This window comes from Bradyrhizobium sp. STM 3809 (assembly GCF_000239795.1).
In the GTDB taxonomy this organism is placed as follows: domain Bacteria; phylum Pseudomonadota; class Alphaproteobacteria; order Rhizobiales; family Xanthobacteraceae; genus Bradyrhizobium.
The window spans coordinates 1-25,309 of the sequence record NZ_CAFJ01000175.1 but is presented as its reverse complement, the minus strand read 5'-3'; the positions used below and the strand labels follow the sequence as shown (position 1 = coordinate 25,309).

At 66.4% G+C, this 25,309-nt stretch carries 25 protein-coding genes; 8 read left to right on the top strand and 17 right to left on the bottom strand.

Going from position 1 to position 25,309, the window contains the following annotated elements; genetic code table 11:
* The 6 genes from BRAS3809_RS37035 to BRAS3809_RS09600 all read right to left on the bottom strand — a co-directional run.
* Nucleotides 1–204, bottom strand: a 204-nt coding sequence (locus BRAS3809_RS37035; RefSeq protein ID WP_240535637.1) for a hypothetical protein, incomplete at its 3' end; no start/stop codon positions are given.
* 144 nt (nucleotides 205–348) lie between these two features.
* A complete protein-coding gene (locus tag BRAS3809_RS09620) occupies nucleotides 349–717 on the bottom strand; it encodes a DUF2946 family protein (protein ID WP_008961895.1) in 369 nt (122 codons plus the stop codon).
* Nucleotides 718–949: 232 nt separating this feature from the next.
* Nucleotides 950–3,013 (bottom strand): membrane protein, encoded by a 2,064-nt coding sequence (locus tag BRAS3809_RS09615; protein WP_008961894.1) that lies wholly within the window; start codon nucleotides 3,011–3,013, stop codon nucleotides 950–952.
* Between the two features lie 145 nt (nucleotides 3,014–3,158).
* Nucleotides 3,159–5,975 carry a DUF4159 domain-containing protein gene (locus tag BRAS3809_RS09610; RefSeq protein WP_008961893.1) on the bottom strand — a complete coding sequence of 939 codons (2,817 nt, stop codon included), beginning with the start codon at nucleotides 5,973–5,975 and terminating at the stop codon, nucleotides 3,159–3,161.
* On the bottom strand, nucleotides 5,972–6,928 hold the full coding sequence (locus tag BRAS3809_RS09605; protein WP_035655878.1) for a DUF58 domain-containing protein: 957 nt from the start codon (nucleotides 6,926–6,928) through the stop codon (nucleotides 5,972–5,974). Before BRAS3809_RS09605 ends, BRAS3809_RS09610 begins: the two co-directional genes overlap by 4 nt.
* Nucleotides 6,928–7,926, bottom strand: coding sequence for an AAA family ATPase (locus BRAS3809_RS09600; protein ID WP_008961891.1), 999 nt, complete (start codon nucleotides 7,924–7,926; stop codon nucleotides 6,928–6,930). The genes BRAS3809_RS09605 and BRAS3809_RS09600 overlap by 1 nt, the downstream gene beginning before the upstream one ends.
* A 292-nt stretch (nucleotides 7,927–8,218) precedes the next feature.
* On the opposite strand from BRAS3809_RS09600, the gene BRAS3809_RS09595 reads away from it, so the two are divergent.
* From BRAS3809_RS09595 to BRAS3809_RS09575, 5 genes are read left to right on the top strand one after another with little or no spacing between them, the layout of a single operon-like run.
* Nucleotides 8,219–8,821: a DUF1285 domain-containing protein gene (locus BRAS3809_RS09595; protein ID WP_035655877.1), complete on the top strand. Its 603-nt coding sequence runs from the start codon at nucleotides 8,219–8,221 to the stop codon at nucleotides 8,819–8,821.
* 8 nt (nucleotides 8,822–8,829) lie between these two features.
* Entirely contained in the window at nucleotides 8,830–9,492 is a 663-nt protein-coding gene (locus tag BRAS3809_RS09590) for a CoA pyrophosphatase (protein ID WP_085963473.1), read from the top strand.
* Nucleotides 9,489–9,752 carry a DUF6111 family protein gene (locus BRAS3809_RS09585; protein WP_008961888.1) on the top strand — a complete coding sequence of 88 codons (264 nt, stop codon included), beginning with the start codon at nucleotides 9,489–9,491 and terminating at the stop codon, nucleotides 9,750–9,752. The genes BRAS3809_RS09590 and BRAS3809_RS09585 overlap by 4 nt, the downstream gene beginning before the upstream one ends.
* Nucleotides 9,749–11,002, top strand: a complete 1,254-nt coding sequence (locus BRAS3809_RS09580) for a CCA tRNA nucleotidyltransferase (protein ID WP_008961887.1) — start codon at nucleotides 9,749–9,751, stop codon at nucleotides 11,000–11,002. Before BRAS3809_RS09585 ends, BRAS3809_RS09580 begins: the two co-directional genes overlap by 4 nt.
* Complete coding sequence (locus BRAS3809_RS09575; protein ID WP_008961886.1) at nucleotides 10,999–11,781, top strand: TSUP family transporter; 783 nt, start codon at nucleotides 10,999–11,001, stop codon at nucleotides 11,779–11,781. The genes BRAS3809_RS09580 and BRAS3809_RS09575 overlap by 4 nt, the downstream gene beginning before the upstream one ends.
* A gap of 54 nt (nucleotides 11,782–11,835) precedes the next feature.
* Here the strand turns inward: BRAS3809_RS09575 and BRAS3809_RS09570 are convergent, their stop codons facing one another.
* The 4 genes from BRAS3809_RS09570 to BRAS3809_RS09555 form a co-directional block, all read right to left on the bottom strand.
* The gene (locus BRAS3809_RS09570) at nucleotides 11,836–12,438 is read right to left on the bottom strand and encodes a c-type cytochrome (protein WP_008961885.1); all 603 of its coding nucleotides are present in this window, start codon (nucleotides 12,436–12,438) and stop codon (nucleotides 11,836–11,838) included.
* Between the two features lie 58 nt (nucleotides 12,439–12,496).
* Nucleotides 12,497–13,078, bottom strand: coding sequence for a c-type cytochrome (locus BRAS3809_RS09565; protein WP_240535635.1), 582 nt, complete (start codon nucleotides 13,076–13,078; stop codon nucleotides 12,497–12,499).
* Between the two features lie 95 nt (nucleotides 13,079–13,173).
* On the bottom strand, nucleotides 13,174–13,947 hold the full coding sequence (locus tag BRAS3809_RS09560; RefSeq protein ID WP_008961883.1) for an outer membrane protein: 774 nt from the start codon (nucleotides 13,945–13,947) through the stop codon (nucleotides 13,174–13,176).
* Nucleotides 13,948–13,977: 30 nt separating this feature from the next.
* Nucleotides 13,978–15,441, bottom strand: a complete 1,464-nt coding sequence (locus BRAS3809_RS09555) for a hypothetical protein (RefSeq protein ID WP_008961882.1) — start codon at nucleotides 15,439–15,441, stop codon at nucleotides 13,978–13,980.
* Nucleotides 15,442–15,757: 316 nt separating this feature from the next.
* On the opposite strand from BRAS3809_RS09555, the gene BRAS3809_RS09550 reads away from it, so the two are divergent.
* The gene (locus BRAS3809_RS09550) at nucleotides 15,758–16,405 is read left to right on the top strand and encodes a c-type cytochrome (protein WP_008961881.1); all 648 of its coding nucleotides are present in this window, start codon (nucleotides 15,758–15,760) and stop codon (nucleotides 16,403–16,405) included.
* Between the two features lie 47 nt (nucleotides 16,406–16,452).
* Here the strand turns inward: BRAS3809_RS09550 and BRAS3809_RS09545 are convergent, their stop codons facing one another.
* The 7 genes from BRAS3809_RS09545 to BRAS3809_RS09515 form a co-directional block, all read right to left on the bottom strand.
* On the bottom strand, nucleotides 16,453–17,046 hold the full coding sequence (locus tag BRAS3809_RS09545) for a Crp/Fnr family transcriptional regulator (RefSeq protein ID WP_008961880.1): 594 nt from the start codon (nucleotides 17,044–17,046) through the stop codon (nucleotides 16,453–16,455).
* 359 nt (nucleotides 17,047–17,405) lie between these two features.
* Entirely contained in the window at nucleotides 17,406–19,358 is a 1,953-nt protein-coding gene (locus BRAS3809_RS09540) for a diguanylate cyclase (protein WP_008961879.1), read from the bottom strand.
* Between the two features lie 224 nt (nucleotides 19,359–19,582).
* Nucleotides 19,583–20,308, bottom strand: a complete 726-nt coding sequence (locus BRAS3809_RS09535) for an HAD family hydrolase (protein ID WP_008961878.1) — start codon at nucleotides 20,306–20,308, stop codon at nucleotides 19,583–19,585.
* 31 nt (nucleotides 20,309–20,339) lie between these two features.
* Nucleotides 20,340–21,227: an oxygen-dependent coproporphyrinogen oxidase gene (gene hemF / locus BRAS3809_RS09530; protein WP_008961877.1), complete on the bottom strand. Its 888-nt coding sequence runs from the start codon at nucleotides 21,225–21,227 to the stop codon at nucleotides 20,340–20,342.
* A 105-nt stretch (nucleotides 21,228–21,332) separates the two neighbouring features.
* Nucleotides 21,333–21,698 carry a 6-pyruvoyl trahydropterin synthase family protein gene (locus tag BRAS3809_RS09525; protein ID WP_035655868.1) on the bottom strand — a complete coding sequence of 122 codons (366 nt, stop codon included), beginning with the start codon at nucleotides 21,696–21,698 and terminating at the stop codon, nucleotides 21,333–21,335.
* 16 nt (nucleotides 21,699–21,714) lie between these two features.
* Nucleotides 21,715–22,347, bottom strand: a complete 633-nt coding sequence (queE, locus tag BRAS3809_RS09520) for a 7-carboxy-7-deazaguanine synthase (RefSeq protein WP_008961875.1) — start codon at nucleotides 22,345–22,347, stop codon at nucleotides 21,715–21,717.
* Nucleotides 22,344–22,829, bottom strand: coding sequence for a tRNA (cytidine(34)-2'-O)-methyltransferase (locus BRAS3809_RS09515; protein ID WP_008961874.1), 486 nt, complete (start codon nucleotides 22,827–22,829; stop codon nucleotides 22,344–22,346). The genes queE and BRAS3809_RS09515 overlap by 4 nt, the downstream gene beginning before the upstream one ends.
* Before the next feature lie 281 nt (nucleotides 22,830–23,110).
* Between BRAS3809_RS09515 and petA the strand changes: the two genes are divergently transcribed.
* Nucleotides 23,111–23,641, top strand: a complete 531-nt coding sequence (gene petA / locus BRAS3809_RS09510; RefSeq protein ID WP_085962816.1) for a ubiquinol-cytochrome c reductase iron-sulfur subunit — start codon at nucleotides 23,111–23,113, stop codon at nucleotides 23,639–23,641.
* Between the two features lie 62 nt (nucleotides 23,642–23,703).
* Nucleotides 23,704–25,309: cytochrome b N-terminal domain-containing protein (locus BRAS3809_RS09505; RefSeq protein WP_035655881.1), on the top strand; the 1,606-nt coding region annotated here is incomplete at its 3' end.

Here is a 25,309-nt window from a genome sequence, read left to right as displayed (position 1 = left end):
CGCCCGCGGGCCGCTCCTAGCGGCGCGCGCGCCGGGATTGGGGCGCGGCACTGCCGGCTTGCGGGCGCGGATCGGGCTTGGCGCGGTCACGTTGACCTCCGGCAGCTCCATCGCCGGCTTCGGATCATCGGCGCGCGCGGGCGCACCGAATAGGCACAACATGGCTGCGGCGCTGCAGCCCGACAACAGAGCTCTCGGCAACATGATTCCATTCCTGATCGTGATCAGGCGTCCCACATTCGTCATTGCTGGTGGGATGCGCCTGCCGTCGACTTGCGACGAAGCCATTCCTGCACGCCTGGCGGCCGCGCATCCGCGCGCCGGTCACGGCGTCTCGAGCGGTTCAGATCAGGCGATGGGAGGGGCGCGCGGCTGGAACGCCGTGCCGATCACGACAACGTCGAACGATTCGGCGATGGTTTTGAGAGGGCGGATGTCGACCGCCGTGGGGAGGTCGAGCGCCGGCGGCGGCGAGAGCAGGATCGACTGCGCCATCGCCATGACGGCACAGATGGCGCAGCTGTCAGCGGCCGGCTGTTGATCGGGGTCCTGGCTGGCCGGGGCGGGGCCGGTGTGCCGCTCGGCGACGGTGATGCCGCCGTCCGCGGCCTGTCCGGCGGACCCATGCACATGGCCGAAGGCGAGCGCGAACTGCAGCAGCAGCGCGAACAGCGCCAGCCGCGAGACATCCCTGATGTTCGCGCGAAACCAACTCATGGCCAGCTTTGGCTCATGTCGATCCGGCTCATGTCGATCCGGCTCATGTTGATCCGGCTCATGTCGATCGGCCATCCCGTTCAGCTGAGCAGCTCAGCCGTTGTTACATTGTAACATCGCCGGAGGGCCTCTCGGCGTCAATCGGAGGCCTGCGGTGGCCGCGCAGAAACGCGGCCACTGTGCCCTTCGCGCCACGCAGCTGGCAAGATGCCGTTCGATCGACGCCTTCGGCTCAGCGTCCCTCGCGGACCCAGGTCGCGGCGAGGGCGCCGAGCAGGAGCAGCAGGCCGATCACGCCCGCGAACATCGGCAGCACGCCGACGCCCTTCACCACGCTGGCATCGCGCATCCGCACGCCCATCCAGCCGTCACCGCTGAACAGCGTCGATGACCTCACGGGGACGATGCGCGGCATGTCGATGCCGGAGCCGTCGCCGATGCGGCGGGCGTCGCCGCCGGTGGCCTGCGCCAGCGGCTTCAACGTCTCGGTGGTCGAGGTGACCTCGGAGAATTCCTTCGGATTGGTCGGGCCGACATTGATCAGCGCCTTCAGGGTGCCGTCCGTCGCCTGCCACAGGCCGAGCTCGCTGGCGGGCAAGGTCGCGCGCCATTCGCCGGGCTCGCCTTGGCTCAGCGTCAGCTCCTTGGTCTGGCCGGAGGGCGAGGTCACGGTGACCGGCGGGACGGTGTCGCCCATGGTCTGTCTGACAACGACGAGGTCCTTGCCCTGGACCTGCAGCCGCAGCGCTTCCTCGTCCAGATCAGGCTGCTGCATCAGCCAGTGCGACATCCGCCTGAGCAGATCGAGATGCGGACCGCCGCCTTCATAACCGCGCGCCCACAGCCAGATGTGGTCGGAGAGCAGCAGCGCGACGCGGCCGGCGCCGAAGCGCGACAACAGCAGCAGCGGCTTGCCGTCGGCGCCGGTCATGACCGGCGGGCTGACCGCATTGCGCGTCTCCACCGTGCGGAAGAAGCGGCTCCAGTGCGGCGGCTCGGAGGCCGAACCTTCGAGGCCGCGCGTGACGGGATGGCGTTTGCCGGCATCCGACAGATGCGCATAGAACGGCTTCTCGGTGACGCCGACCGGTTCTGCGGGGAGGACGGAGTCGAGCGGCGTGCGCCAGATGCTGGTGTTGGACGCATAGTCCGGTCCGGCCGAGACCAGCACCGCGCCGCCATTCCGGACGTAGCGCGCGATGTTGTCGAAATAGGCGATTGGCAGCACGCCCTGGCGGGCGTAGCGATCGAAGATGATCAACTGGAATTCGTTGATCTTCTGCTGGAACAGCTCGCGGGTCGGAAACGCGATCAGCGACAGCTCGTTGATCGGCGTACCGTCCTGCTTCTCCGGCGGCCTCAGAATGGTGAAGTGGACGAGGTCGATGCTGGCGTCCGATTTCAACAGGTTGCGCCAGGTGCGCTCGCCGGAATGCGGCTCGCCCGACACCAGGAGCACGCGCAGCTTGTCGCGGACGCCATCGATCGAGACCACGGCGCGGTTGTTGACCAGGGTCAGCTCGTTGTCGAGCGGCGAGGCCTCGATCTCGACGATGTTCTGGCCCTCGTGCTTGACGTCGACGTCGATGTTGGCCGCCTGGCCGCTGGTCATCGTGCGCTCGCTGATGACCTCGCCGTCGCGGCGGATCACGACCTTGGCGCTCTCACCCGCAACGCCCTGATCGTCGAGCCGGAAGCTGATCGTCTGCGGCTGTCCGACGATGCCGAAGCGCGGCGCGGCGGTGATCGCGACGCGGCGGTCACGCTCCGCCTTCTGCCCGGTGATCAGCGCCTGCAGCGGAGCCTGGAAGCCGAGCGCGGCGGCGTTGCCGGGGATGTCGTGGACGCGGCCGTCGGTGATCAGAAAGGCGCCGGCCACGCGGTCGACCGGCACGTCGGACAGCGCCGATGTCAGCGCGCCGAACAGATGTGTGCCGTCGGTCTCGCCATCGGCCTGGCCGGCCTCGACCACGCGCACTTCGAGGCCCTTGACCTTCTTCAGACTGTCGACCAGCGCCTCCTGCGCCGCCCGGGTCTGCTGGGTGCGGTCGCCGAAATTCTGGCTCGGGCTCTTGTCGACCACGACGGCGGCGACCGAGCTCAGCGGCTCGCGGTCCTCGCGGGTGAACTGGGGATTGGCCAGTGCGAGCGCGATCAGAGCGAGCGCGGTGACGCGGATCCAGGCCGAGCGCGAGCGGCCGATCAGCAGCAGCGCCGCGATGATGACGATCGCGCCGATCGCGAGCCACAGCACGACCGTCGGAACCAGAGGCGTGAACGCGATGCCGTAGCTCATGAGGCAAACTCGTCGTTGTCGTCATGCCCGGCCTTGTGCCGGGCATCCACGTCGTCCGGCATCCGCCGCTGGGCTTGGATGGCCGGGTCAAGCCCGGCCATGACGACTGATGTTGTTGCTATGTGGTGCCCGACAACTCGCATCATCACTGCCCGAGCCGTTCGATCAGCGCCGGCGCATGCACCTGGTCGGCTTTGTAGTTGCCGGTCAGCGTGTACATCACGATGTTGACGCCGGCGCGGAACGCGAATTCGCGCTGGCGCTGCTCGACGGGCAGCATGTACTGGCTGTCGGGGCGCAACGCCCAGGCGCCGGCGAGATCGTTCGAGGTGATGATGATCGGCGACACGCCGTCGCCGCCGCGCGCCGGGCGCGAGGCTGAGTCCTCGTCGTCCTCCTTCGGCAGCGCCTCGACCCAGGTCTGTCCTGCGGTGAAGCGGCCCGGGAAGTCGCGCAGCAGATAGAATGTCTTCGTGAGCACGTGCTCGCGCGGCACGGGCTCGAGCTCGGGCACGTCGAGCGACGAGAGGATGTCGCGCAGCGACTGCATGCCCGGCGTTTGCGGGGCGCCATTGCTGCCCGGCGGGGCCTCGATCGCATCGCGGGTATCGAACAGCACCGTGCCGCCCTGCTTCATATAGGCGTCGATCTTGTTGATCGCGTCCTGCGGCGGCTTCGGCGCGCCCGGCACGATCGGCCAGTAGATCAGCGGGAAGAAGGCGAGCTCGTCACGCGCCGGGTCGACGCCGACGGGATCGCCCGCCTCCAGCGCCGTGCGCTGCGCCAGGAACAATGTCAGTCCGGTGAGCCCGGCCTTGACGATGGAATCGACGTCGGCATTGCCGGTCACGACATAAGCGAGCCGCGTCTGCGACACCGCGCGCATGGCGAACTCGTCGCTGGCCGCATCGGCGCGCGCGGGGGTGGGCATGCCGACCGCCAGCAGAGCGCCGCCGGCGAGAAGGACGATCGCGAGCGCCGCAGGCGCCGCGCGCCGCCGCCGCCGGATCAGCGCGGCCAGCACGCCGCTGAGCAGTGCGACGATGATCGCATCGATCAGGAAGAGCAGCAGCGCCGTCGACAGCAGGATGCCCCGGAGATCGCGCGGCTCCGCGGTCGTGTAGCTCGCGCGTTTGGCGCGCAATGCCGAGGTGTCGAGCTGCAGAATGCGATCGGCGGGGCTGAGCGTGTTCACTGCGGTGGGTCCCTCGGCAGGGCCGTAGAAGCCGGGTGGATGATCCAGGGAGGCCCTGTCGTTGAAATCGGCCGGAAGCGGCTTGGTCGTCGACGACGGCGGACCGAAGGCGCCGAATCCGTCGAGGATGTGCAGCGGCGCCAGCGTCGCCTTGGCGGTCTCGCCGGCCGGACCTGCGCCGGGCGTCGAGGTATAGCCGGACATGTCGACGATGCGGCGGAGCATCTCGACCATCGCGCCGGACATCGGCAGATCCGACCAGCGCGTGTCGGCACTGACGTGAAACAGCGCGATGACGCCCTTGCCGCGATGCTCGCCGGTGACCAGCGGCGTGCCGTCTTCGAGCGAGGCCCAGCTCTTGGTCGCCAGCACCGCGTCGGGCTCGGCGAGCACCTGGCGGCTGACGGTGACGTCCTTCGGAACGGTGATGCCGGCGAACGGGCCGTCGGCGGAGAACGCCGCCAGACGCTGCGGCTTCTCCCAGGTCAGGCTGCCGCCGAGGGTGCGGCCGCCGCGGCGGAGCTTCACCGGCACGAGGTCGTCGTCGCCCTGCGCCAGCCTGGGCCCGGCGAAGCGCACCAGCACGCCGCCATTCTCGATCCAGCCGTTGAGGCGGTCGCGCAGCTCCGGCGAGAGCGTGCCGACGTCGGCCATGATGATCATCGGCACCTTCTGATCGAGAAACTGCGTGATGATCTGCTGCGGCGCGCCGCGATCGCCGAGCCGGAGATCGGCGAACGGCGCCAGCGCGCGGGTGAGATAGTAGGTCGGCGCCAGCAGCGGCTGCGCGGTGTCGCTGGTGGCGCCGGAGACGATGCCGACGGCGCGGCGGCGCCAGCGCTTGTCGAGCAGCTGCACTGCGCCGGCGGAGCGCTCCCCCGCGATCTCGAGCCGGGTGATGTCGTTGCGCAGCTCGACCGGCAGGTCGAAGCTGGCCTCGGTGTCGTGCGCGCCCGGAGCAAAGCTGAAGGGCGCCTCGCCGAGCGGCGAGCCCTTGGCGTCGAGCGCCCGCACGAGGCCGCCGGGCACAGAGAGATCGGCCCGCAGCACCTTCACCGTCATCTTGGCGGCGGCATTGGCGGCGCCGGCCAGCGCCAGCGGCGACGGCGTGCCGCCTTCGAACACGGTCAGGCTGCGGTCGCCGATCGTCTTGGCGAGGCCGGTGACGAACTCGCTGCCGCGGCCGGGATCGACGCTGTCGGAGAACCACAGAATCTCGGCATCGCCCGTGGCCTTCAGGAAGCGGTCGAGCTGCGGCAGCACATCGGCGCGCTCGGTGGTGTAGGCCTTGGGCGCGATCTGGCGCAACGCGACGCGCGCCGCGCCCGCCGGCATCAGGGTGATGTCGCGGGTGGGCTCGGAGAGCGGCACGAGCGCGACGCCGCGGCGGTCGGTATCGGCGTTGGCGATCATCTCGTCGGCCGCCTTGATGCGGGTCTCCCAGCTTGCGGCGGCGCTCCAGCTGTCGTCCAGCAGCAGCACCAGCGGCGCCTTGCTGCCGGTGGCCTCGGTGCGCGGATTCCAGATCGGGCCGGCCGCCGCGAAGATCACCAGCGCCGCCGCCAGCAGGCGCAGCAGCGTCAGCCACCAGGGCGAGCGCGACGGCGTCTCCTCCCGGGGCGTGATGTCGAACAGCAGGCGGGTCGGCGGGAACTCGATGCGCCGGGGCCGCGGCGGCATCACCCGCAGCAGCCACCACAGCACCGGCAGGCTGACGAGCCCGGCCAGCAGCAGCGGTTCGGCGAATGACAGCGGCAGACCCATCATGCGCCAATCCCTCTCGGGCCAGCGCCCACTTTGACGTTGCCGCGGGCGCCGAGCTTGCCCGTCGTCATGCCGGCGTGCAGGAACAGCAGGAGCTCGGCCGCCGAACGGCTGGTCGTGTGCGTCGTGAACAGCCAGTCGAGCTTGCCGGTCTCGGCGCGAATCTGGTCGCGATGCAGCGCCACGCGCGCCACGTAGTCCTGCGCCCAGCTTTCGGCGCGGCCGGCGGTGATGACATCGCCGCCTTCCGGCTCGACGAATTCGACGCGGCCGGAATAGGGGAACGTTTCCTCGGCGGGATCGACGACCTGCACCATCGTGCCATGCGCGCCCGAGGCGGACAGGCCCGCGAGCACGGTGCTGATCTCGGAGATCGGCGACCAGAAGTCGGACAGCACGACGATCTCGGCCAATGCCGCCGGCACGAAGGATGGCGGCAGGCTGGGCCTTGAAGCCTCGTCATGCAGCATCGCCTGCGCGATGCGATCGATGATGTTGCGGCTCGCGGTCGGATTGACCAGGCCGGGAATGCCGACGCGCTCGCCGCCGGCGACCAGAAGCTCGGCCAGCGCAAACGTCACGATCAGCGCGCGCTCCAGCTTGCTGTCGCGTGCGCCCTTGGAGGCGAAGGCCATCGACGGCGAGCGGTCCGGCCAGATCCAGACCGTATGCGCGGCCTCCCACTCCTGCTCGCGGACATAGAGATGGTCGTCGCGCGCGGAGCGGCGCCAGTCGACACGCTGCGACGGCTCGCCGGAGACGAAGCGGCGATATTGCCAGAAGCTTTCGCCGGAGCCGGCGCGCCGCCGTCCATGCAGGCCGTGGATCACGTTGGCGGCGATCTGGCGGGCTTCCAGCACGAGCCGCGGCAGCGAGGACGCCAGCGTCCGGCTTTCGCCATCGGCACGCCGTATCGCGAGAATCTCCTTGCTGGCGTGCCCTGATGCTGTGGCCATCAACCAATCCGGCTCTTCAGCTGCCGGATCACGTCCGGAATGGTCCGCCCTTCGGCGCGGGCCGGGAAGGTCAGCGCCATGCGGTGCTTCAGCACGGGTTCGGCAAGCTCGAGCACATCGTCGATCGACGGCGCGAGGCGACCGTCCAGCAGCGCACGGGCGCGCACCGCCAGCATCAGCGACTGGCTGGCGCGCGGACCGGGTCCCCAGGCGATCAGCTTGCCGGCGTCACCCGCCTCGGGGCCGGGACGCGCCGAGCGCACCAGCGACAGGATCGCCTCCACGACGGAATCGCCAACCGGCAGGCGGCGGACCAGGCGTTGCGCCGCGATCAGTGCATCGGCGGTCATCGCGCCGCGCGCGGCACTCTCCTCGGCGCCGGTGGTCTCGAACAGGATGCGGCGCTCGGCGTCGCGGTCGGGATAGTCGACATCGATCTCCATCAGGAAGCGGTCGAGCTGCGCCTCGGGCAGGGGATAGGTTCCCTCCTGCTCCAGCGGGTTCTGCGTCGCGAGCACATGGAAGGGCTTCGGCAGATCGTGCCGCGCGCCCGCAACGGTGATGTGCTGCTCCTGCATGGCTTGCAGCAGCGCCGACTGCGTGCGCGGGCTGGCGCGGTTGATCTCGTCGGCCATCAGGAGCTGCGCGAACACCGGACCGGCGATGAAGCGGAACGAGCGCTTGCCGACCGTGCTTTCGTCGAGCACCTCGGCGCCGAGAATGTCCGACGGCATCAGGTCGGGCGTGAACTGCACGCGCTTGGCGTCGAGACCGAGCGTGACGCCGAGCGTCTCGACCAGCTTGGTCTTGGCGAGGCCGGGCACGCCGATCAGCAGCGCGTGTCCGCCGGACAGGATCGTGACCAGGGTGTTTTCCACCACCTTGTCCTGGCCGAAGATGACGCCGGAAATCGCTTCCTTCGCCGCGCGGATCTGCCCGGAGACCTGTTCGGCCGACCGGACGATCGCATCCTCGAGCTTCTCGGCACTCTCAGCCATTCCCGTCGCTCCTTTTGCCCCGCATCTTCGACCCGCCGATCCGGCCTCGCGACCGGCGTTCCGCTCCAGTTTGTCAGGACACGGCTGCCAATCTATGCGAACGCGCTGTATTCGTTGAGTTAAACAATCCCCATATTATCGGCATTCCGGGGTATTGACGGCATCACGATATGGCGACCTTACATCACGTGCACGGCCGTCAGGAACTTTTGCACAGATGACGGCGATGAAATACTGCACCAATCGTGCCAAGTCTGAAGCAAACAAGTCTCACGCAAACTCAGGTCAAACCATGGCGAAGCAAGGGCAGAGCACGGATGGCGGACTGGAGCGCCTGACTTCGGCCGCGACACAGGCCGGCAGCTCCGGACGCGGCCTGCCGCCGGTGCATTTGTGGAATCCGCCGTTCTGCGGCGATCTCGACATGCGAATCGCCGCCGATGGTAGCTGGTACTACTTGGGCACGCCAATCGGTCGGCCGGCGCTGGTGCGGCTGTTCTCCACGATCCTGAAGCGCGAGGGGGACCGCTATTTCCTGGTCACGCCTGTGGAGAAGGTCGGCATCCGCGTCGATGACGCCCCCTTCATGGCCGTAGAAATGCGGAAGGAGACGGATGCGCACGGAATGCGGCTGCATTTCCGCACCAATGTCGACGATTGGGTCGCCTGCGATGCCGAGCACCGGCTGCGCTTTGCGCGCGGCGAGGGCGGCGGGCTCACGCCCTATCTGCACGTCCGCGCCGAACTCTGGGCCAAGGTGACGCGGGCGCTCTACTATGAGCTGGTTGACATGGGCGAGGAGCGGATGATCGATGGCGAGGTCATGTTCGGGGTGGAGTCGTCAGGTGCGTTCTTCCCCATGGCCAACGCAGAAGAGGTGAGGGCGGCGCTTTGAACGAGCCCATGGCGGCGAGGCGGGCGACGGACGGGGTGAGTTCGGCCGAATTCTTCGCCCGTGGCCGGGAGCGGCTGCGCTTCGACGTGCCGAAGGCGCTGCTCGATCCCGCGGTCATTCCGACCAGCGGCGATTCCGGCACCGATCGCATGCTCGAGATCATCGCCCGCGAGCAGCCGATCCGGCCCGCGGCGGTGCTGATTCCGGTGGTCGACCATCCCGAGCCGACCGTGCTCCTGACCCAGCGCTCGCCGAACCTTTCGAGCCATGCCGGACAGATCGCGTTTCCCGGCGGCAAGATCGACGTCACCGACGCCACCCCGCTCGACGCCGCGCTGCGCGAGGCGGAGGAGGAGGTCGGCCTCGACCGCAGCTTCGTCGATCCGATCGGCTATCTCGACGTTTACGGCACCGCCTTCGGCTTCCGCATCCTGCCGACGGTCGCCCGCGTGCGGCCGGGATTTTCGCTCAAGATCAACGAAGGCGAGGTCGACGATGCCTTCGAGGTGCCGCTCGCCTTCCTGATGGACCCCGCCAATCATCAGCTGCATTCCAAGGAATTTCGCGGCATGGAGCGCTCGTATTACGCGATGCCGTTCGCCGAGCGTTACATCTGGGGCGCGACCGCGGGCATTCTTCGGGTGTTGTACGAGCGGATCTATCTGTCATGATCCGACCCGTGTTGACGGAAATCGGAATCTTCCTCATTCCTTTTGCGGTTTATGTGCTGTTCTTGGTCGCGACCCGGGAGGGGTTGTTGGTGCCGGCCAACTGGCCTCTGCATCGGGTCGCAAAATTGACGGTGGCGGCGCTGGTGTTGGTGATTGCAAGTCTGGTCCTGGTCGCCGAATTCTCCGGCGCGCCGCCGCATTCGACCTACGTGCCCGCTCACATCGAGAACGGCCGGCTCGTTCCCGGAGCCGAGAAATGACCGGCGCGCGGGTGCTGAACGCGCCCTGGCTCTCGTCCGGCCCGGCGGCGCGGGTGCTCGCCTTGCTGAATTGCGACGGCGAGGAGGCGCGCGTGGTCGGCGGCGCCGTGCGCAATGCGCTGCTCGGCATCGCCCTCGGCGACATCGACATCGCTACCACGGCGCTGCCTGCCGAGGTCATCCGCCGCGCCAGGGCCGCCTCGATCAAGAGCGTGCCGACCGGCATCGACCACGGCACGATCACGCTGGTGCTCGATGGTCATCCCTTCGAGGTCACGACCCTGCGCGAGGACACCGAGACGTTCGGCCGCAAGGCCAAGGTCGCGTTCGGCCGCGACTGGATCGGCGACGCGCATCGCCGCGACTTCACCATCAATGCGCTGTCGGTGGGGCCCGATGGCGTCGTGCACGATCATGTCGGCGGCCTCGCCGACATCGCGGCCCGGCGCGTGCGCTTCATCGGCGATCCCGCCCAGCGCATCGCCGAGGATTACCTGCGCATCCTGCGCTTCTTCCGCATCCATTCGGCGTTCGGCCATGGCGAGCCCGATCGCGCCGGCTATCTCGCCTGCATCGCCGGCCGTGGCGGGCTCGCGACCTTGTCGGCCGAGCGGGTCCGCATGGAGATGCTGAAGCTGCTCGTCACCGAGGGTGCGGTCGGCGCGGTCACCGCGATGGCCGATGGCGGCCTCTTGACGTCGATCCTGGGCGGCGTCGCCTATCTCGGTCCGTTCGCGGCGATGATCGACATCGAGCGCGAGCTTGCGCTGCCGCCGAGCGCGGTCCGCCGCCTCGCCGCGCTGGCGGTCGCCGTCACCGAGGATGCCCGCCGTCTGGGTGCGCGGCTGAAGCTCTCCAATGCCGAGACCAAGGCGCTCGACGGCATGGGCCATCGCTGGTGGCGCTTCGCCTCCGCCGACGAGGCCCGGGCGCGGCGGCTGCTGTATCGGCTCGGCGAGACCGTGTATCGCGACCGCCTGATGCTCGGCTGGGCGCGCAGCGGCTGTCATCGTGATCCGCAGCGCTGGCGCGAGCTGGCGCTGTTGCCGCAGCGCTTCACCCCGCCGAAATTGCCGTTGAAGGCGGCCGACTTCATCGCGCGCGGGGTTGCGGAGGGGCCGCTGCTCGGTCATGTGCTGACTCTCGCAGAGGATGCCTGGTTGGCCGCGGACTTTCCGCTCGACGAGGCATCGCTGACCGCGATCGCCGACCAGGCGGCGGCGCGCGTCAACCGCGACGGACGTTCATGACTTTTCTGGCCGGCTTTGCCGATATCTCGCTGCTCCAACTTCTGCTCGTCGCCGCCGTCGCGTTATTCGCTTCCATCATCGGGGGTCTCGCCGGATACGGCACCGGCGCGCTGATGCCGCTGGTGCTGGTGCCCATGGTCGGCGCCGAGCCGGTGGTGCCGATCATCGCGATCTCCGCGATCCTCACCAATCTCAGCCGCGTCGGCGCCTATTTCAGCGAGGTCGATCGCCCCCGCGCCGGCATCGTCATCGCGGCCGCGGCGCTCACCACGGCGCTCGGCGCCTATGGCTATACGCGCCTCACCAATGCCGGCGCCGCCTTCGTGATCGGCACCATGCTGATCATGAGCGTTCCCCTGCGGCGCATCCTGCGCAAGCGCGACGTGCGGATCGGCAATGGCGGGCTCGCCGCCGGCGCGGTCGGCTATGGCGTCCTCGTCGGCGGCACCTCGGGCTCGGGCGTGATCCTGCTGTCGCTCCTGATGGCGGCGGGCCTCGAAGGCGCGGCCGTCATCGCCACCGACGCGATGATCTCGGTCGCGACCGGCGTGATCAAGATTTCGGTGTTCGGCCTCGCCGGCGTGGTCACGGCGCAGGTGCTGGCCTTTGCGCTCCTGATCGGCGCCATCGCGGTGCCCGGCGCGTTTCTCGCCAAGGCGTTCGTCGCGCGCATGCCCGTGCACATCCACGCCGCGATCCTCGACGCCGCGGTGATCACCGGCGGCGGCGTGATGATGGCCTCGGCGCTGCGCAGCCTTCGGCCGGCAGTCTGGCCCTAGTATCCCGGCCGCCCAATCCGGCCCGATCCTCTGGAGGGGCAAGAGCTGCTCCGGCTAGCGGACGAAGCTCAAGTAAGAGGCGAGGGCGTCGATCTCAGCCGGGCCGAGCGAGCGGGCAACCGTCGGCATCGGCGTTCCCGTTCCCGAGTGATAGCCTTGGCTCCACTGCTCGAGCCGCATCTTCAGATAGGGAAAGGCAAGCCCGCCAAGACGGGGAATGTCCCGCACGCCTTCCGCGTTCGGTCCATGGCAGGCGTAGCAGGATGCGACATTTGCTTCCGGAATGCCTTCGAGATAGATCGTCCTTCCCCTGGCCGCCAGCTGCCTGTCGCCGTCGCTGGCAGGTTTCGGCGCAATCGACGCGAAATAGACGGCGAGGTCGCGCGCCTCCAGCGGTCCGACCGCTGCGACGGCACTCCACATATACTGCTTCGAAAATGGATTATCGCGCGTGTGCTCGCGAAAGCTCTTGATCTGACTCTCCAGATAGTCCGGGCGCTGACCGGCGAGCCGCGGCGCCACGGTGTATCCTTGTCCCGCCATGCCGTGACACCAGGTGCAGTTGCGAACCTGGGCCGGACCGTCCTCCCATGCGGAAGACGGAGCGGTCCAACCGGCGAAGGCCAGAACCAGGATCGTCAAGCCAATGCGCTTCATGTTGACACGCCTTCGCGCCCGGAATGTTCAACCGCCGCCCTGAGGGGGCATGACCTTGTCATTGCAGACGAGCGACATACGCAGCGACCGCTTCGACCTGTGATTTCGTCAGATTGTGCGACGTCGGCGCCATGATTGCCGATGTGTCGACCGCCGATCCCTGACCGCGCACCTTCGACCACCCCTCGAGCTGACCGACCGTGTAGTCGTAAAGCTGACCAGCCAGGCGCGGGATTTCGTTCTGGCCCTTGCCGTCCGCGCCGTGACAGGCCGAGCATGCCGGTACATTGGCTTCCGGGATCCCGTCTTCGTAGATTCGCTTTCCGAGCTCCGAAGAGCCATGCGGCGCGGATCCGAACGGCTTCGGATCCAGCGCCTTGAAATGGGCTGCCAGCGCCGAGATCATCGCCGGGCTCAGCACGTGGGCGACATTGGCCATGATCGGATTGGAGCGCCTGCGCTCGATGAACGCGCGCAATTGGTTCTCGAAGTATTGCGGTTGCTGCCCGGCGAGCCGCGGCATGGGAAAATACCCGCGATATCCCTGACCCGAGAGCCCGTGGCAGGTCTTGCAATATTCGAGCTTGGCCTCGACGCCGTGTCTCGCCGCAACGCCGGGCTCTTCCGCCCGCACCGCCACGGCGCAAGCCGCAGCCACAACGACCGCCTGAAGGGCAGTGCAAAGGCCGGCCCGGCGGCCAGACCATGTTCGGCTGATTGCTGGGGACTCGGCCATCACCAACCGTTCGCCCCGATATGAAAGTTCAGGCCCGCCTTGACGACCTGCATGCTCTGTCGAACGTCCACGTTGCCGAGGAAGGCATTCGCAGGGTCCGACATCGCGACCGTGCGATGTCCGAAGCCGTAGTAATCGTATTCGAGGCTGACGGACCAGTGCGGCGCAAATGCCCATTCGACTCCGCCGCCGGCCGTCCAGCCAAAGCGATTTTCGAGGCCGGTGAAGCCGAATGGCGCGCCGACGAATGATCCGGAGACGTCGTAGCGGTCGGAGGCCATGGCCGCGCCTCCCTTCGCATAGAGCAGGACATCGTCGAGCGCATAGCCGATCCGTGCCGTGACGCTCGTCAGGAAATCGGTCTTGGCGCGGACCGACGCCACATCGGGATTGCCGAGCGGGAGCCCCACATTTGTCGAGCCTTTGATCGTCGCGCCCGACGCGGCAGCTTCGATACCGGCCACCCAGGACGGCGCAAATTGGTAGTCACAACCGATCTGCCCGCCGATGACGGCGCCGGTCGGGCCGGGATTGACGCTGGTGGTCCCCGCCGTGAAGCCCGCTCCGCCAAAAGAATCCTGCACCAGCTGGACCGGATCCGTGATGTTGTTGCGCGCAATTGCCCCGCCGAGATGTCCGCCGAGATAGCAGCCGCTCCAATCGAATCTTGAGGCAAAGGGCCTCTCTGCCTTGAGCGGCATGTCGGCGGCGACGGCAGGACCGGCAAGCGCCGTGCCCAGGGCTGCGAGATTTGCGAGCAGCAATCGTCTCATTGGACAAACTCCGTCTGTGACCGAAACCGACTACATGGCGAACCAGGCGTGCAGGAACAGCGTATTGTTGTCGTGCGCACCAATCGATGTGCCGTTGAACTTGTTGTAGTAGGTGTATTGCAGGCCGATGCGGGAATTGAACCAGGGCCAGCCGATCGATTTGCTCGCGCTGAAGGGAATGTAGGCGACCTCGGCGGTCCAGCCGTTGCTATTGGGCGTCAGCGCCATCCCCGTCGTGGGATCGGTTCCGAACAGTCCAGCATCGGCGGTGCCCCAAATATTGAAGTACTGCCCTGTCAGGACAATCCGATTGTCGTTGCCGTAGGCGAACGACGCCTGAAGCTTCATGCTGTTCAGCAGATTGGTCGGGTTGGCCGCAGCCAGATTGGCGAAGCTCGCATCGAGCCTCTGAAATTCGCGAATGTAGCTGCCGCGCAAGGTGAGCCAGTAGTTGTCGCCCTGGTATTGGTACTGCGTGTCGAAGCCGACATCGGTGAACCTGTTCGACTGCGTCTGGGTCGCCGTCGTTCCTGTCGCAAAGCTGGGATCGAGCCATGGGTGGACGTCGAAATACATGCCGAACGTCCCGACCATGAGCGAATGACGGCCCCAATGCGGCTCGAGTGCAACTCGCCAATACGGCGCCACGTTGCCGAGCAGGCCGGGGCCGTCGAACGGATTCATGCCGAGTGAATTCTGCTGGCCGAAGCCGAGCGTCTTGTATGCGGTCAGCTCCAGGTAAAGCAGGTCGTTGATCGAGCTGTAGGCGCCGACGCCGCCGACGCGCGCCGCGAACGCGCCTTCGAGCATCGTGCTCGTCGCCGGCGTTCCCGCGAGCGAGGACACCGCGTAGGGGAACGACCAGGCCGGTGTCGTATTCCACAGATCCTGAACGGTCGGATTGTTGTTGGCGGTGATGCCGTAGACGACGTCGAACGGCCCGAAGCTCGCCGTGCTGGCGAAACGGACGTCGGCATTGTCCCACGACCAGGTATGCTTGAACTGGTCGGCCGGCGTACCTGACAGTGCGGACAAGGGATCTGGCGCGCTATACGTGACCTGGGCAAAGGCACCGATATGATCGGTGATCGCGCCGCCCCAAAACGCGCTGAACGGAGACAGCACCACGTTGTCGTTGGCGCGGTAGGGATCAGTCGGTGGCGCGACGGTCGCCGCCTGCGTGTGGGTGTATCCAACGATCGCCATCAGCGAGACGGGCGGGACATAGACCTTGCTGTCGTCCGGCACGGATGGATTGATCGCGTTGGCGTAGCCGCGCAGCTTGTCGAGCTCCGCCCGCGCATTGACGCCGCTGCTGGACGAGAACGGCGTCGTGCGGAATTGTCCGCCGCCGGCCGTATATCCCAACAGTTTGAAGCGGCGCCCGTAGGGCGTGAGCGACGGGAAGTCGGTATGACAGGTGCCGCAGGGTTGTCCGGTCTGGCGCGCGAAGCTCGGCAAGGCCTGTGCAGACGGGCCAAAGCCGATCGTCATCCAGAGTGTCGCACACAGGAATGCTGCTGTCGGCAGCCCTAAGCTTCGATAAGAGCGCAAGAAAACACAACGACTGGCTCGCATCGCGTCATTCCATCTGCTCGCAGCTCGCCGCTACGACGGTCATGATCAAACGAGGACGGACGTAGCTAAAACCGAACCGCAAACATCGACTGTTCAAAAAGGAACAACAAAATCGAATTGGAATGTGTGAGGCGTTTTAGCAACATGGATTAGGCGTAAATAAAGCAGCGTTGGACGCGGCGTCGTCGCGAAGGATTTGCAATTTGCTTAGCGCCACCGGCGGAGGGCAATCATGAAACTCGGTGAACTGACATCAGCGCTGCTCGCGGCTCTGGTCCTTGCTGGCGGCTCTACGGCGAGCCTCGCGCGGGACGCGAGTGCCGAGGTCTCTGCGCAGGAGCTGAAGGCCAAGACGGACTACTGCAAAACGTGCCATGGATTATCAGGTCAGGGATTTCGCGGATCCGTTCCGATGCCGCGGCTCGCGGGGCAGCAGCCGGACTATGTCAAAAATCAACTACAGGCCTTCATCGATCGACGGCGAACCAACCCCGTGATGTTCAACGTGTCGCATGTGCTGAGCCCGGCGATGCTCACGGCGCTGTCCACCTATTTCAAGGATCTTTCCCCGAAGCCGCTGGGAGGTGCACCCAAGGACTCTCTGGCTGCTGGCAAGAAGATCTATGAAGAAGGCGTCGCAGCGGCCGAAGTACCGCCATGCGCGTCCTGCCATGGACCCGATGCCAAGGGAGCCGACGCGTTTCCGCGCCTGGCCGGGCAGCTCTACGACTACATGATCCGGAAGCTCATGAACTGGGACAAGGAGCGCGGCCAGGACAAGTCAAATCCTGATAATTCCGCGGTCATGCAACCGATTGCTCATAATTTGACCGAGGCGCAGATCAGGGCCGTCGCGGCCTATCTCAGTACGCTCGACTGAGTACGCTCGGCTTAGTACGCTCGACAGAGTTCATCTCGCTGTTGGCGCTATAGGCCCAGCATGGAGGCGAGAAGGGCGACGTAGACCTCGATCTTCCGACTATGCCTGTCATAGCTGATCAACCCCTGCTCGCGAAACCTGTTCATGAAGGTGCTGATCCGCGAGCGGGTCGTGCCGACCATCTCTGCGAGCGCTTCCTGACTGAGGTTGACTTCGTTCGGAGCCCCGCTCTCGCGACCCATGTCGGCAAGAATGAGCAGGAGTCGGGCGAGTCGCCGCTCGCTCAGGTTCAACAGCTGGTCGCCCAAATCCTCCTCGAGCCTGCCGATCCGCGTCAGCAGACGTGCAATGAAGAAAGCGGAGAACTCGCGCTCGGCGCCGAGCGTTGCGAGCATGGTCTCCTTCGAGACTGAGGTGATCAGACAATCTTCCAGAGCGACGACGGCGGCCGTCCGAACACGCGTATCGCCGAGACAGGACTCGCCGAAGAACTGGCCTTGGTGAAGGATCCCGACGATGGCTTCCTTGCCGCGGTTGGAGAACGCCGTGATCTTCACGCGTCCCTTGCGGATGTAGGCGACGCTGTCGGCGTGGGCGCCTTGGGCGTGAATCTGCGCGCCAGCAGGGAATCGTTCGAGCATGACCCCGGCTGACGGCCTGGCAAGAAACGCCTTGGGGTCAAACCTTGCACGCGAGTTTTGGTCTGGCGGTGCGTCTGACATGGCAGCGGATGACCGCGAGAAGTATCGGGATAGTGAACACTGCCATCAATAGATCGGGCCTGGGCACTTTTGTTGCGGTAGGTCAATTGACTGAGTTCTGACATTGCGGGTCGGTCGCAAGTGCCTTGGGTTCCGGTCGAGGTCACCACCGCGATCCGGCTCCGCGGCGACGCTGGCGCCGACGTCCCGATCCGATGCTCTGATCGTGATCGGCGGCCTTCGACCCCGCTGGTCGAGGCGCTGCGCCATCGCCGCTGAGGCCGGCCGGCGCGCTCGGTTCACGCCACGTGCGCGCCGGTCTCCGGACCGGACGATCCGATCGGTCTGGTCTCTGCGCGCGCGACGATTGCATCGAGCGTCGCGACGGCGCGGTTGGTCATTTCGTCGATCGGCGGGACCATGCCGCCGGGGGCGAGCTCGACCCGGTTGCGGCCCTTCTGCTTGGCGCGGTACAGCGCGCCGTCAGCGACGCGCAGGATCTCCGGCAGGTCGATGCCGGCCTCGGGATAGGAGGCGACACCGACCGAGATCGTCACCCGCGGCAGCAGGCGGTCCCCATAGCTGATGTTGAGCGCCTCGACCCTGGCGCGCAGCTCCTCGGCGCGCAGCGCGGCCTCTTCGACCGTGCAATTCGGCAGCAGGACGACGAATTCCTCGCCGCCCAGGCGGCACGGCACATCGTCATCGCCGCAGGCGGCCCTGAGAATTTCGCCGATGTGACGCAGCACGGTATCGCCCGCCTCGTGGCCGTGATTGTCGTTGAATGACTTGAAGTGGTCGACGTCGAGCGTCACGACGCTGACCGGCGTGCCGGTGCGCGCGGCACGCAGCAATTCGCGCCGCGCAGTCTCGATCAAGGAGCGCCGGTTGTTCAGCCCGGTCAGCGCATCGCGCAGCGACTGGTCCCGCAGGCCCTCGCGCAGCTTCATGTTGGCGATGGCGATCGACAGATGCTCGGCGCAGGCAAGCCCGAGCCGGACGCGGTCGGCGAAGCGCGCCTTGGCTTCGTCCGGCGTTTCGGTGCTGTCGTAGGTATACTCCAGATGCAGCAGTCCGACCGTATCGCCATGGGCCAGGATCGGGATGCAGCAATAATTCTCGTTGATGTCCTTGTGGACGTGGTCGCAGTGGAATTCGATTTCGCTCGTGCCATGGACGTAGCAATGGCCGCGGCGCAAGCTCCAGCAATCCTCCGGGTGCATGCTCACCGTCCGGACATCCCCGTTCCATTGCGCGGCGACCTCGAGCACGTCGCGCGCATTGGCATAGATGTACAGGCCGCCCTTGCATTCCGGCATCAATCGCCCGAGCACCGATGAGATCATGTCGAACAGCTCGGATTCCGATTTGGCCGACTGCAGCCACTCGCTGAGCTCCGACAGCGTCCGGGTGGCCGCGTTCAACCGCTCGTTCTCGACCAGGCTCTTGCGGAATACGACGAGCGCACGCGCCATCAGCCCGAGCTCGTTGCCGTGCTCGGCATAGGGGATCTCGGTCTCGAGCTCGCCATGCGCGATCCGCTCCATGCTTTCGGTGATCCGATGGATCGGCGTCGAAACGTCCCGGACGACGAAGATCAGGGTCGCCACGCCGATCAGCAAACTGAAGCCATTCACCGCCCACAGGATGAGCGAGAAGAACCGGCTGTCGGCAATCGCCGCGTCGATGGTCTTGTCCGCCTCCTGATTGGCGAGCTTGATGCCCTGGTTGATGGTCTCGACCACGCCCTGGAAATAGGCTTCGGTCTCGACGTTGACGATGTCGGCATATTTCTCGCGATCGAGCGCGAGCTCTGGATCGACGATCCGTGGCTGGTGCCTGGTCGCATACTGGCTCCACTTCGCGGCAAAATCTTCGAAGATGATCGCGAGCGGCGTATTCGGCTGGAGGCTGGCCTTGAACGCCTCGATCTTCTCGCTGAGATCTGCATTGCGCCGGTCGAAGGTCTTGCGGACCTCGGCGCGCTGCTCCGGCGTCACCGTCAAAGCGATCCGGTAGGACGCCGATCGGACGCGCGCCAGCAGCAGATTGATCTCGCCGAGCGCACGGAGCTTCGGCAGCCGGTCGCGGCCGACGGTCTCGATGGCGGTCTCGAGCGCCGAGAGCCGGATCTTGGCCAGGATCGACACGCCGCCCAGGATCAACAGCAGCAGGAAAACCGAGGTCAGAAGCGACGTCTTGATCGAGACGCTCAGAGACTTCTCGGAGAACGGAGATGCAACGATGCCCACGGTCGACGGCCCCCTCCAAATGCTCGGCGCCGCGCATGGCGCCTTGCGACAGGCTCGATCGACTACAATTCGTGCGAATTTCGATTCAGTTTCGCAGGGCTTCGCCCTCCCGGGGAATACGGGCGACGTGCAAACGGGGTTAAGGCGCGGTAGCCAATCAACGTGAACGAACGACCCATCGTTCGTCACTCGGGAGACATGTCGTTAAGACGATCCGACCCGCCTCAGCCCGGCACCAGCTCGGTCAGCGAGCGGATGATGCGGTCTGGCTTGACGTGGGTGCCTTCGGGCAGGCCGTCGCCATGAACGTCGATCCAGATCGAATAGATGCCGAGCCGCTGCGGCGCCTCGATCTCCCATTCCAGATTGTCGCCGATCATCCAGGTGTCCTCGGGCCCGACGCCGAGCCGCTCCATCGCGTGCCAATAGGCGCGCTCCTCGGGCTTGCCGAAGCCGTGCTCGCCCTCGATCTGGATGTGGTCGAAGCGGTGCGCCAGGGCGAAGCGCTCGATCTTGGCGCGCTGCTGGCCGGCCTCACCATTGGTGACCAGCGCGAGCTTGACGCCGCGTGCCTTGAACGCGTCGATCGCCTCATGCGCGCCGGGGAAGACGAACATCTGCTCGTCGCGATAGGTCGTGAAGCGGTCGGCGATGCGGATCGCGAGCTCGATCGGCAGGGCAGGGCCGGTGCCGGTCAGCGCCGCGAAGCCGCCCTTCACCACCTCCTGCCGCGCCTGGATCAGCTTCATCCGCCATTCGGCGCCGGCGACCGACCAGAAGCTGCGCGCCGAGGTCAGGATCGCGGCGGCGACCGCCTGGGGCGTGTGCGGCGCGAGCTCGTCGGCGAACTCGGTGGCCACGATGTTCCAGGCGATCTCGGGTCGGCCATAGGCCGACAGGATGGTGTCATCCATGTCGATCAGCATGGCGCGGGGCAGGGCGGTCGTCATGGTCAATCTACGCGGTTCGGCCACGCGGGTTTCACGGCCATCTCACCTCGGGCGGCATCGAGGACAGAATGCTGTCGACATTGCCGCCGGTTTTGAGCCCAAATGTGGTGCCGCGGTCATAAAGCAGGTTGAATTCGACATAGCGGCCGCGGCGGATGAGCTGCTCCTCGCGGTCGGCGTCGGTCCACGGTGCGCTGAAATTGCGCCGGACCAGCTCCGGGTAGACCTTGAGGAAGGCGCGGCCGACGTCCTGGGTGAAGGTGAGGTCGGCCTCCCAGTCGCCGGAATCGTGGTGGTCGTAGAAGATGCCGCCGATGCCGCGCGGCTCCTTGCGGTGGGGCAAATAGAAGTACTCGTCGCACCAGCGCTTGTACTTGTCGTAGGACGCCACGGCCGCATGCGCATCGCAGGCGCCCTTCATCGCGGCGTGGAAGGCGAGAGTATCGGGGTCCTCCTGGGTGCGCCGGCGGTCCAGCACGGGGGTCAGGTCGGCGCCGCCGCCGAACCAGGCCTTGGTGGTGACGACGAAGCGGGTGTTCATGTGCACCGCCGGCACATGCGGCGACCACAGATGCGCGATCAGCGAGATGCCCGAGGCCCAGAACCGCGGATCCTCCGCGGCGCCGGGAATCTGGCTGCGGAATTCCGGCGCGAATTCGCCATGCACGGTCGAGCAGTGCACGCCCACCTTCTCGAACAGCCGGCCGTGCATCATGCTCATCACGCCGCCGCCGCCATGCCCGCCGCCATGGTCGGTGCGCTCCCACGCCGTGCGCACGAAGCGGGCGGGCGCGCGCGGGAAGAGTTCGGCCGGCGCCTCGTCCTCGAGCCGCTCGAACGCCGCGCAGATCTGGTCGCGCAGGCTTTCGAACCAGGCGCGGGCGCGGGCCTTGCGATCCTCGATGGCGGCAGTGGTCATGGACGTCCCCCCGGGCACATTGGCGTTCACCTCGCCGTCAAGAGCGCATGACAGCCGAAGGTGACAGCGCTGTTGTCGCTGCAGGTGAGGTCCTACCACAAACAATCAGTCCTGCGGACCGAAATAGGTGCAGGTCTCGCGGCAGCTGTCGCGGTGGACGCTGACCTTGGTGACGTGGCCGATGGAGCGGACACGCTCATAGATGAAGCGGGAGAGGTTCTCCAGCGTCGGCAGCCCGATCGCCTCGATCCGGTTCAGGAACTTGTGGTCGAGGGTCGCCTGGATCTCGCCCAGGCGCTGCGTCAGCAGGCCGAAATCGACCACCATGCCCGTCTTGGGGTCCGGCGTGCCGCGCACCGTCACCTCGGCGCGGAAGGAGTGGCCGTGGATCTCCTGGCTCACCTCGCCGAGCGTCGTATGCGCCAGCGCATGCGCGGCCTCGAAGGTGAACGATTTGGTCAATTCCCACATCGGTGGTCAACGGTCCCTATCTGATGCCGATCATCTTGTGCGTCTGCAGGCTGAGCCGCCATTGCGGATGATGCTGGCAGTAATCGATCGCGCGCGCCGTGTTCGCGGCCGCCTCCGGCCCGTCCATCGGCTGCAGCGAGAAGCGCGCGAAAGCGAGGTGTTCGAACTTGTCCGGCTCCGCGCCGGCCTGCGGATAGACCAGCTTCAGCTCGTGGCCCTGCCGCAGCTTCAACTCGGCGCCGGCTTTCGGGCTGACGCAGATCCAGTCGATGCCATCGGGCGGAACGAGCGTGCCGTTGGTCTCGACGCCGACGGCGAAGCCCTGGGCATGGAGCGCCGAGATCAGGTCGTCATCGACCTGCAGCAGCGGCTCGCCGCCGGTGAGGATCGTATAGCGGTCGGCCGCCCCGCCTGTCCATTGCCCGGCGATGGCCTCGGCCAGAGCGGCCGCCGTCTTGTAACGGCCGCCGAACGTCCCGTCGGTGCCGACGAAATCGGTGTCGCAGAACCGGCACGTCGCGGTTGCGCGATCGGCCTCGCGGCCGCTCCACAGGTTGCAGCCGGCGAAGCGGCAGAACACGGCGGCACGCCCCGCCTGGGCGCCTTCGCCCTGCAGGGTCATGAAGATCTCCTTCACCGCGTAGCTCACTCCGATGCTCCCTGTGCGGATTGCAATTGGACGAAATGTCCAACCTGGCGCAGCGCTTCGCCGGCGGCCATCGCGGCGGCCATTGCGACGTTCAGCGAGCGCATGCCTGACTTGAGCGGAATGCGCAGCCGCGCGTCGGCCGCCTCTGCCACCGTCGCGGGCACGCCGACGCTCTCGCGCCCGAGCAGGAGGATGTCATAGGGGCGATAGCTGACATCCAGGTAGGATGTTGCGCCCTTCGTGGTGAGCAGCAGCAGGCGATGGCCGGCCGCGGTCCGCCAGGCCTCGAACGCGCTCCAGGAATCGTGCCGGCGCCAATCGAGCTGGTCGAGATAGTCCATGCCGGCGCGGCGGAACTGCCGGTCGGAGACCGCAAAGCCCGCGGGCTCGATGATGTGCGCCGTGAGCCCGAGGCAGGCGCACAGGCGCAGAATCGTTCCGGTGTTCTGCGGAATGTCGGGCTGATAGAGCGCGATCTGCATGCGAATAGGTCTTAAGGGTGAGGCCGAAAGTCCGCTTCCGAAGCCGGAATTGGTGCATGGCGTGCTGCGGGGCCGATAGCGGGCTTGCGCTCGTATCGCAAGGGTGCCAATAGAACGATTCTGGACAGCTTGTTCTTACCGGGGCGGTAGCACGAGCTGTTTTCTGCCGCCGCGGGGGACGCGGGCGCCGGCAGGCACCTCCCGGTCACGTGATCTCCAACGCTGAGATCCGACACGTCGAGCGGGGCGTTGCGCCGGCTGCAACGAAAGAAAGGGTTGGAATCGTGACAGCGTCTACTGCGGATCATCCGACACGCCGGGATTTTCTCTTCGTCGCCACGGGCGCGACCGCAGCGGTCGGTGGCGTGGCCGCCCTGTGGCCCTTCATCTCCCAGATGAATCCCGATGCCTCGACCATCGCGGCCGGCGCGCCGATCGAGGTCGATCTCACCCCGGTCGCCGAGGGACAGGACATCAAGGTGTTCTGGCGCGGCAAGCCGATCTACATCTCCCACCGCACCAAGAAGCAGGTCGAGGAGGTCCGCGCGGTTCCGGTGTCGAGCCTGCCCGATCCGGCGACCGACCAGTCGCGCACCAAGGACGGCCACGAGCAGTGGCTGGTGGTCATCGGCATCTGCACCCATCTCGGCTGTATTCCGATTGCGCACGAGGGCAATTACGACGGCTTCTTCTGCCCGTGCCACGGCTCGCAATACGATGCCTCCGGCCGCGTCCGCCAGGGACCGGCGCCGCTGAACCTGCCCGTCCCGCCCTATCAGTTCGTTTCCGACACCAAAATCCAGATCGGCTGAGCGGACGTTACGTCCGCAAGCTCAAGCTCGATCGTGCAAGATAATTCTTTCAGGAACGCATCATGAGTGGACCTTCTACCTACCAGCCGAGCCACCCCGCCTTGAAGTGGTTCGAGCAGCGACTCCCCATCATCGGACTGGTCCACTCGTCCTTCGTTGCCTATCCGACGCCGCGGAACCTGAACTACTGGTGGACCTTCGGCGCCATCCTGTCGCTGATGCTCGGTGTTCAGATCGTCACCGGCGTCATCCTGGCGATGCACTACACGCCGCATGCCGATCTCGCGTTCAAGTCGGTCGAGCTGATCGTCCGTGACGTGAACTACGGCTGGCTGCTGCGCAACATGCACGCCTGCGGCGCCTCGATGTTCTTCCTCGCCGTCTACATCCACATGTTCCGCGGCCTCTATTACGGGTCGTACAAGGCGCCGCGCGAGGTGCTCTGGATCCTCGGCGTCATCATCTATCTGCTGATGATGGCCACGGGCTTCATGGGCTACGTGCTGCCGTGGGGCCAGATGAGCTTCTGGGGCGCGACCGTCATCACCAACCTGTTCTCGGCCGTGCCGTATTTCGGCGAGAGCATCGTGACCCTGCTGTGGGGCGGCTACTCGGTCGGCAACCCGACCCTGAACCGCTTCTTCGCGCTCCACTATCTGCTGCCGTTCCTGATCGCCGGCGTGGTCGTGCTGCACGTCTGGGCGCTGCACGTCGCCGGTCAGAACAACCCGGCCGGCGTCGAGCCGAAGACCGACAAGGACATGGTGCCGTTCACGCCCTATGCGACGATCAAGGACTTCTTCGGCGTCACCTGCTTCCTGATCTTCTATTCCTGGTTCATCTTCTACATGCCGAACTATCTCGGCGACGCCGACAACTACATCCCGGCCAACCCGGCCGTGACGCCCGCCCACATCGTGCCGGAATGGTACTACCTGCCGTTCTACGCCATCCTGCGCTCGGTGCCGAACAAGCTGGCCGGCGTCATCGCGATGTTCGCGGCGATCATCGTGCTGGTGTTCCTGCCCTGGCTCGACTCGGCCAAGACCCGTTCGAACAAGTACCGTCCGCTCGGCAAACAGTTCTTCTGGATCTTCTTCGTCGTCTGCGTCGGCCTCGGCTATCTCGGCGCGCAGCCGCCGGAGGGCGTCTATGTCGTGCTCGGCCGCATCCTGACCGTGCTGTACTTCGCCTACTTCCTGATCGTGCTGCCGCTGCTCGCCCGGATCGAGCGTCCGCGTCCGCTGCCGAACTCGATCGCCGACGACGTGCTGGCCAAGTCCGGCCGCAAAGCGGTCGCCGCCGCCGCGGTGGCCCTGGTGGCCGTCGCCTCGCTGTTCGCCGGCAGCGTCGGCGAGGCCCGCGCCAACGAAGGCACGCTGACGCCGCCGTCGCAGAGCTGGTCGTTCGCCGGCCCGTTCGGCAAGTTCGACCGCGGCGCCGTGCAGCGCGGCCTGAAGATCTACAAGGAAGTCTGCTCGAACTGCCACTCGCTGAACTATGTGGCGTTCCGCAACCTCGCCGAGCCCGGCGGTCCCGGCTATTCGCCGGCCCAGGCGGCGGCGTTCGCGGCCGAGTACAAGATCAAGGACGGTCCGAACGATTCCGGCGAGATGTTCGAGCGTCCGGGCCGTCCGGCGGACTATTTCCCGGCGCCGTTCCCGAACG

Excerpts from the sequence above, each read along its gene's own strand:
- BRAS3809_RS09615 (WP_008961894.1), bottom strand. The coding sequence starts at position 3,013 with ATGAGCTACGGCATCGCGTTCACGCCTCTGGTTCCGACGGTCGTGCTG.
- BRAS3809_RS09600 (WP_008961891.1), bottom strand. The coding sequence starts at position 7,926 with ATGGCTGAGAGTGCCGAGAAGCTCGAGGATGCGATCGTCCGGTCGGCC.
- BRAS3809_RS09525 (WP_035655868.1), bottom strand. The coding sequence starts at position 21,698 with ATGTGGGAATTGACCAAATCGTTCACCTTCGAGGCCGCGCATGCGCTG.
- BRAS3809_RS09620 (WP_008961895.1), bottom strand. The coding sequence starts at position 717 with ATGAGTTGGTTTCGCGCGAACATCAGGGATGTCTCGCGGCTGGCGCTG.
- BRAS3809_RS09560 (WP_008961883.1), bottom strand. The coding sequence starts at position 13,947 with ATGAGACGATTGCTGCTCGCAAATCTCGCAGCCCTGGGCACGGCGCTT.
- BRAS3809_RS09555 (WP_008961882.1), bottom strand. The coding sequence starts at position 15,441 with ATGACGATCGGCTTTGGCCCGTCTGCACAGGCCTTGCCGAGCTTCGCG.
- BRAS3809_RS09605 (WP_035655878.1), bottom strand. The coding sequence starts at position 6,928 with ATGGCCACAGCATCAGGGCACGCCAGCAAGGAGATTCTCGCGATACGG.
- hemF (WP_008961877.1), bottom strand. The coding sequence starts at position 21,227 with ATGACCACTGCCGCCATCGAGGATCGCAAGGCCCGCGCCCGCGCCTGG.
- BRAS3809_RS09545 (WP_008961880.1), bottom strand. The coding sequence starts at position 17,046 with ATGCTCGAACGATTCCCTGCTGGCGCGCAGATTCACGCCCAAGGCGCC.
- BRAS3809_RS09580 (WP_008961887.1), top strand. The coding sequence starts at position 9,749 with ATGACCGGCGCGCGGGTGCTGAACGCGCCCTGGCTCTCGTCCGGCCCG.
- BRAS3809_RS09515 (WP_008961874.1), bottom strand. The coding sequence starts at position 22,829 with ATGCAGATCGCGCTCTATCAGCCCGACATTCCGCAGAACACCGGAACG.
- BRAS3809_RS09610 (WP_008961893.1), bottom strand. The coding sequence starts at position 5,975 with ATGATGGGTCTGCCGCTGTCATTCGCCGAACCGCTGCTGCTGGCCGGG.
- BRAS3809_RS09585 (WP_008961888.1), top strand. The coding sequence starts at position 9,489 with ATGATCCGACCCGTGTTGACGGAAATCGGAATCTTCCTCATTCCTTTT.
- BRAS3809_RS09595 (WP_035655877.1), top strand. The coding sequence starts at position 8,219 with ATGGCGAAGCAAGGGCAGAGCACGGATGGCGGACTGGAGCGCCTGACT.
- BRAS3809_RS09570 (WP_008961885.1), bottom strand. The coding sequence starts at position 12,438 with ATGAAGCGCATTGGCTTGACGATCCTGGTTCTGGCCTTCGCCGGTTGG.
- BRAS3809_RS09590 (WP_085963473.1), top strand. The coding sequence starts at position 8,830 with ATGGCGGCGAGGCGGGCGACGGACGGGGTGAGTTCGGCCGAATTCTTC.
- BRAS3809_RS09575 (WP_008961886.1), top strand. The coding sequence starts at position 10,999 with ATGACTTTTCTGGCCGGCTTTGCCGATATCTCGCTGCTCCAACTTCTG.
- BRAS3809_RS09550 (WP_008961881.1), top strand. The coding sequence starts at position 15,758 with ATGAAACTCGGTGAACTGACATCAGCGCTGCTCGCGGCTCTGGTCCTT.
- BRAS3809_RS09535 (WP_008961878.1), bottom strand. The coding sequence starts at position 20,308 with ATGACGACCGCCCTGCCCCGCGCCATGCTGATCGACATGGATGACACC.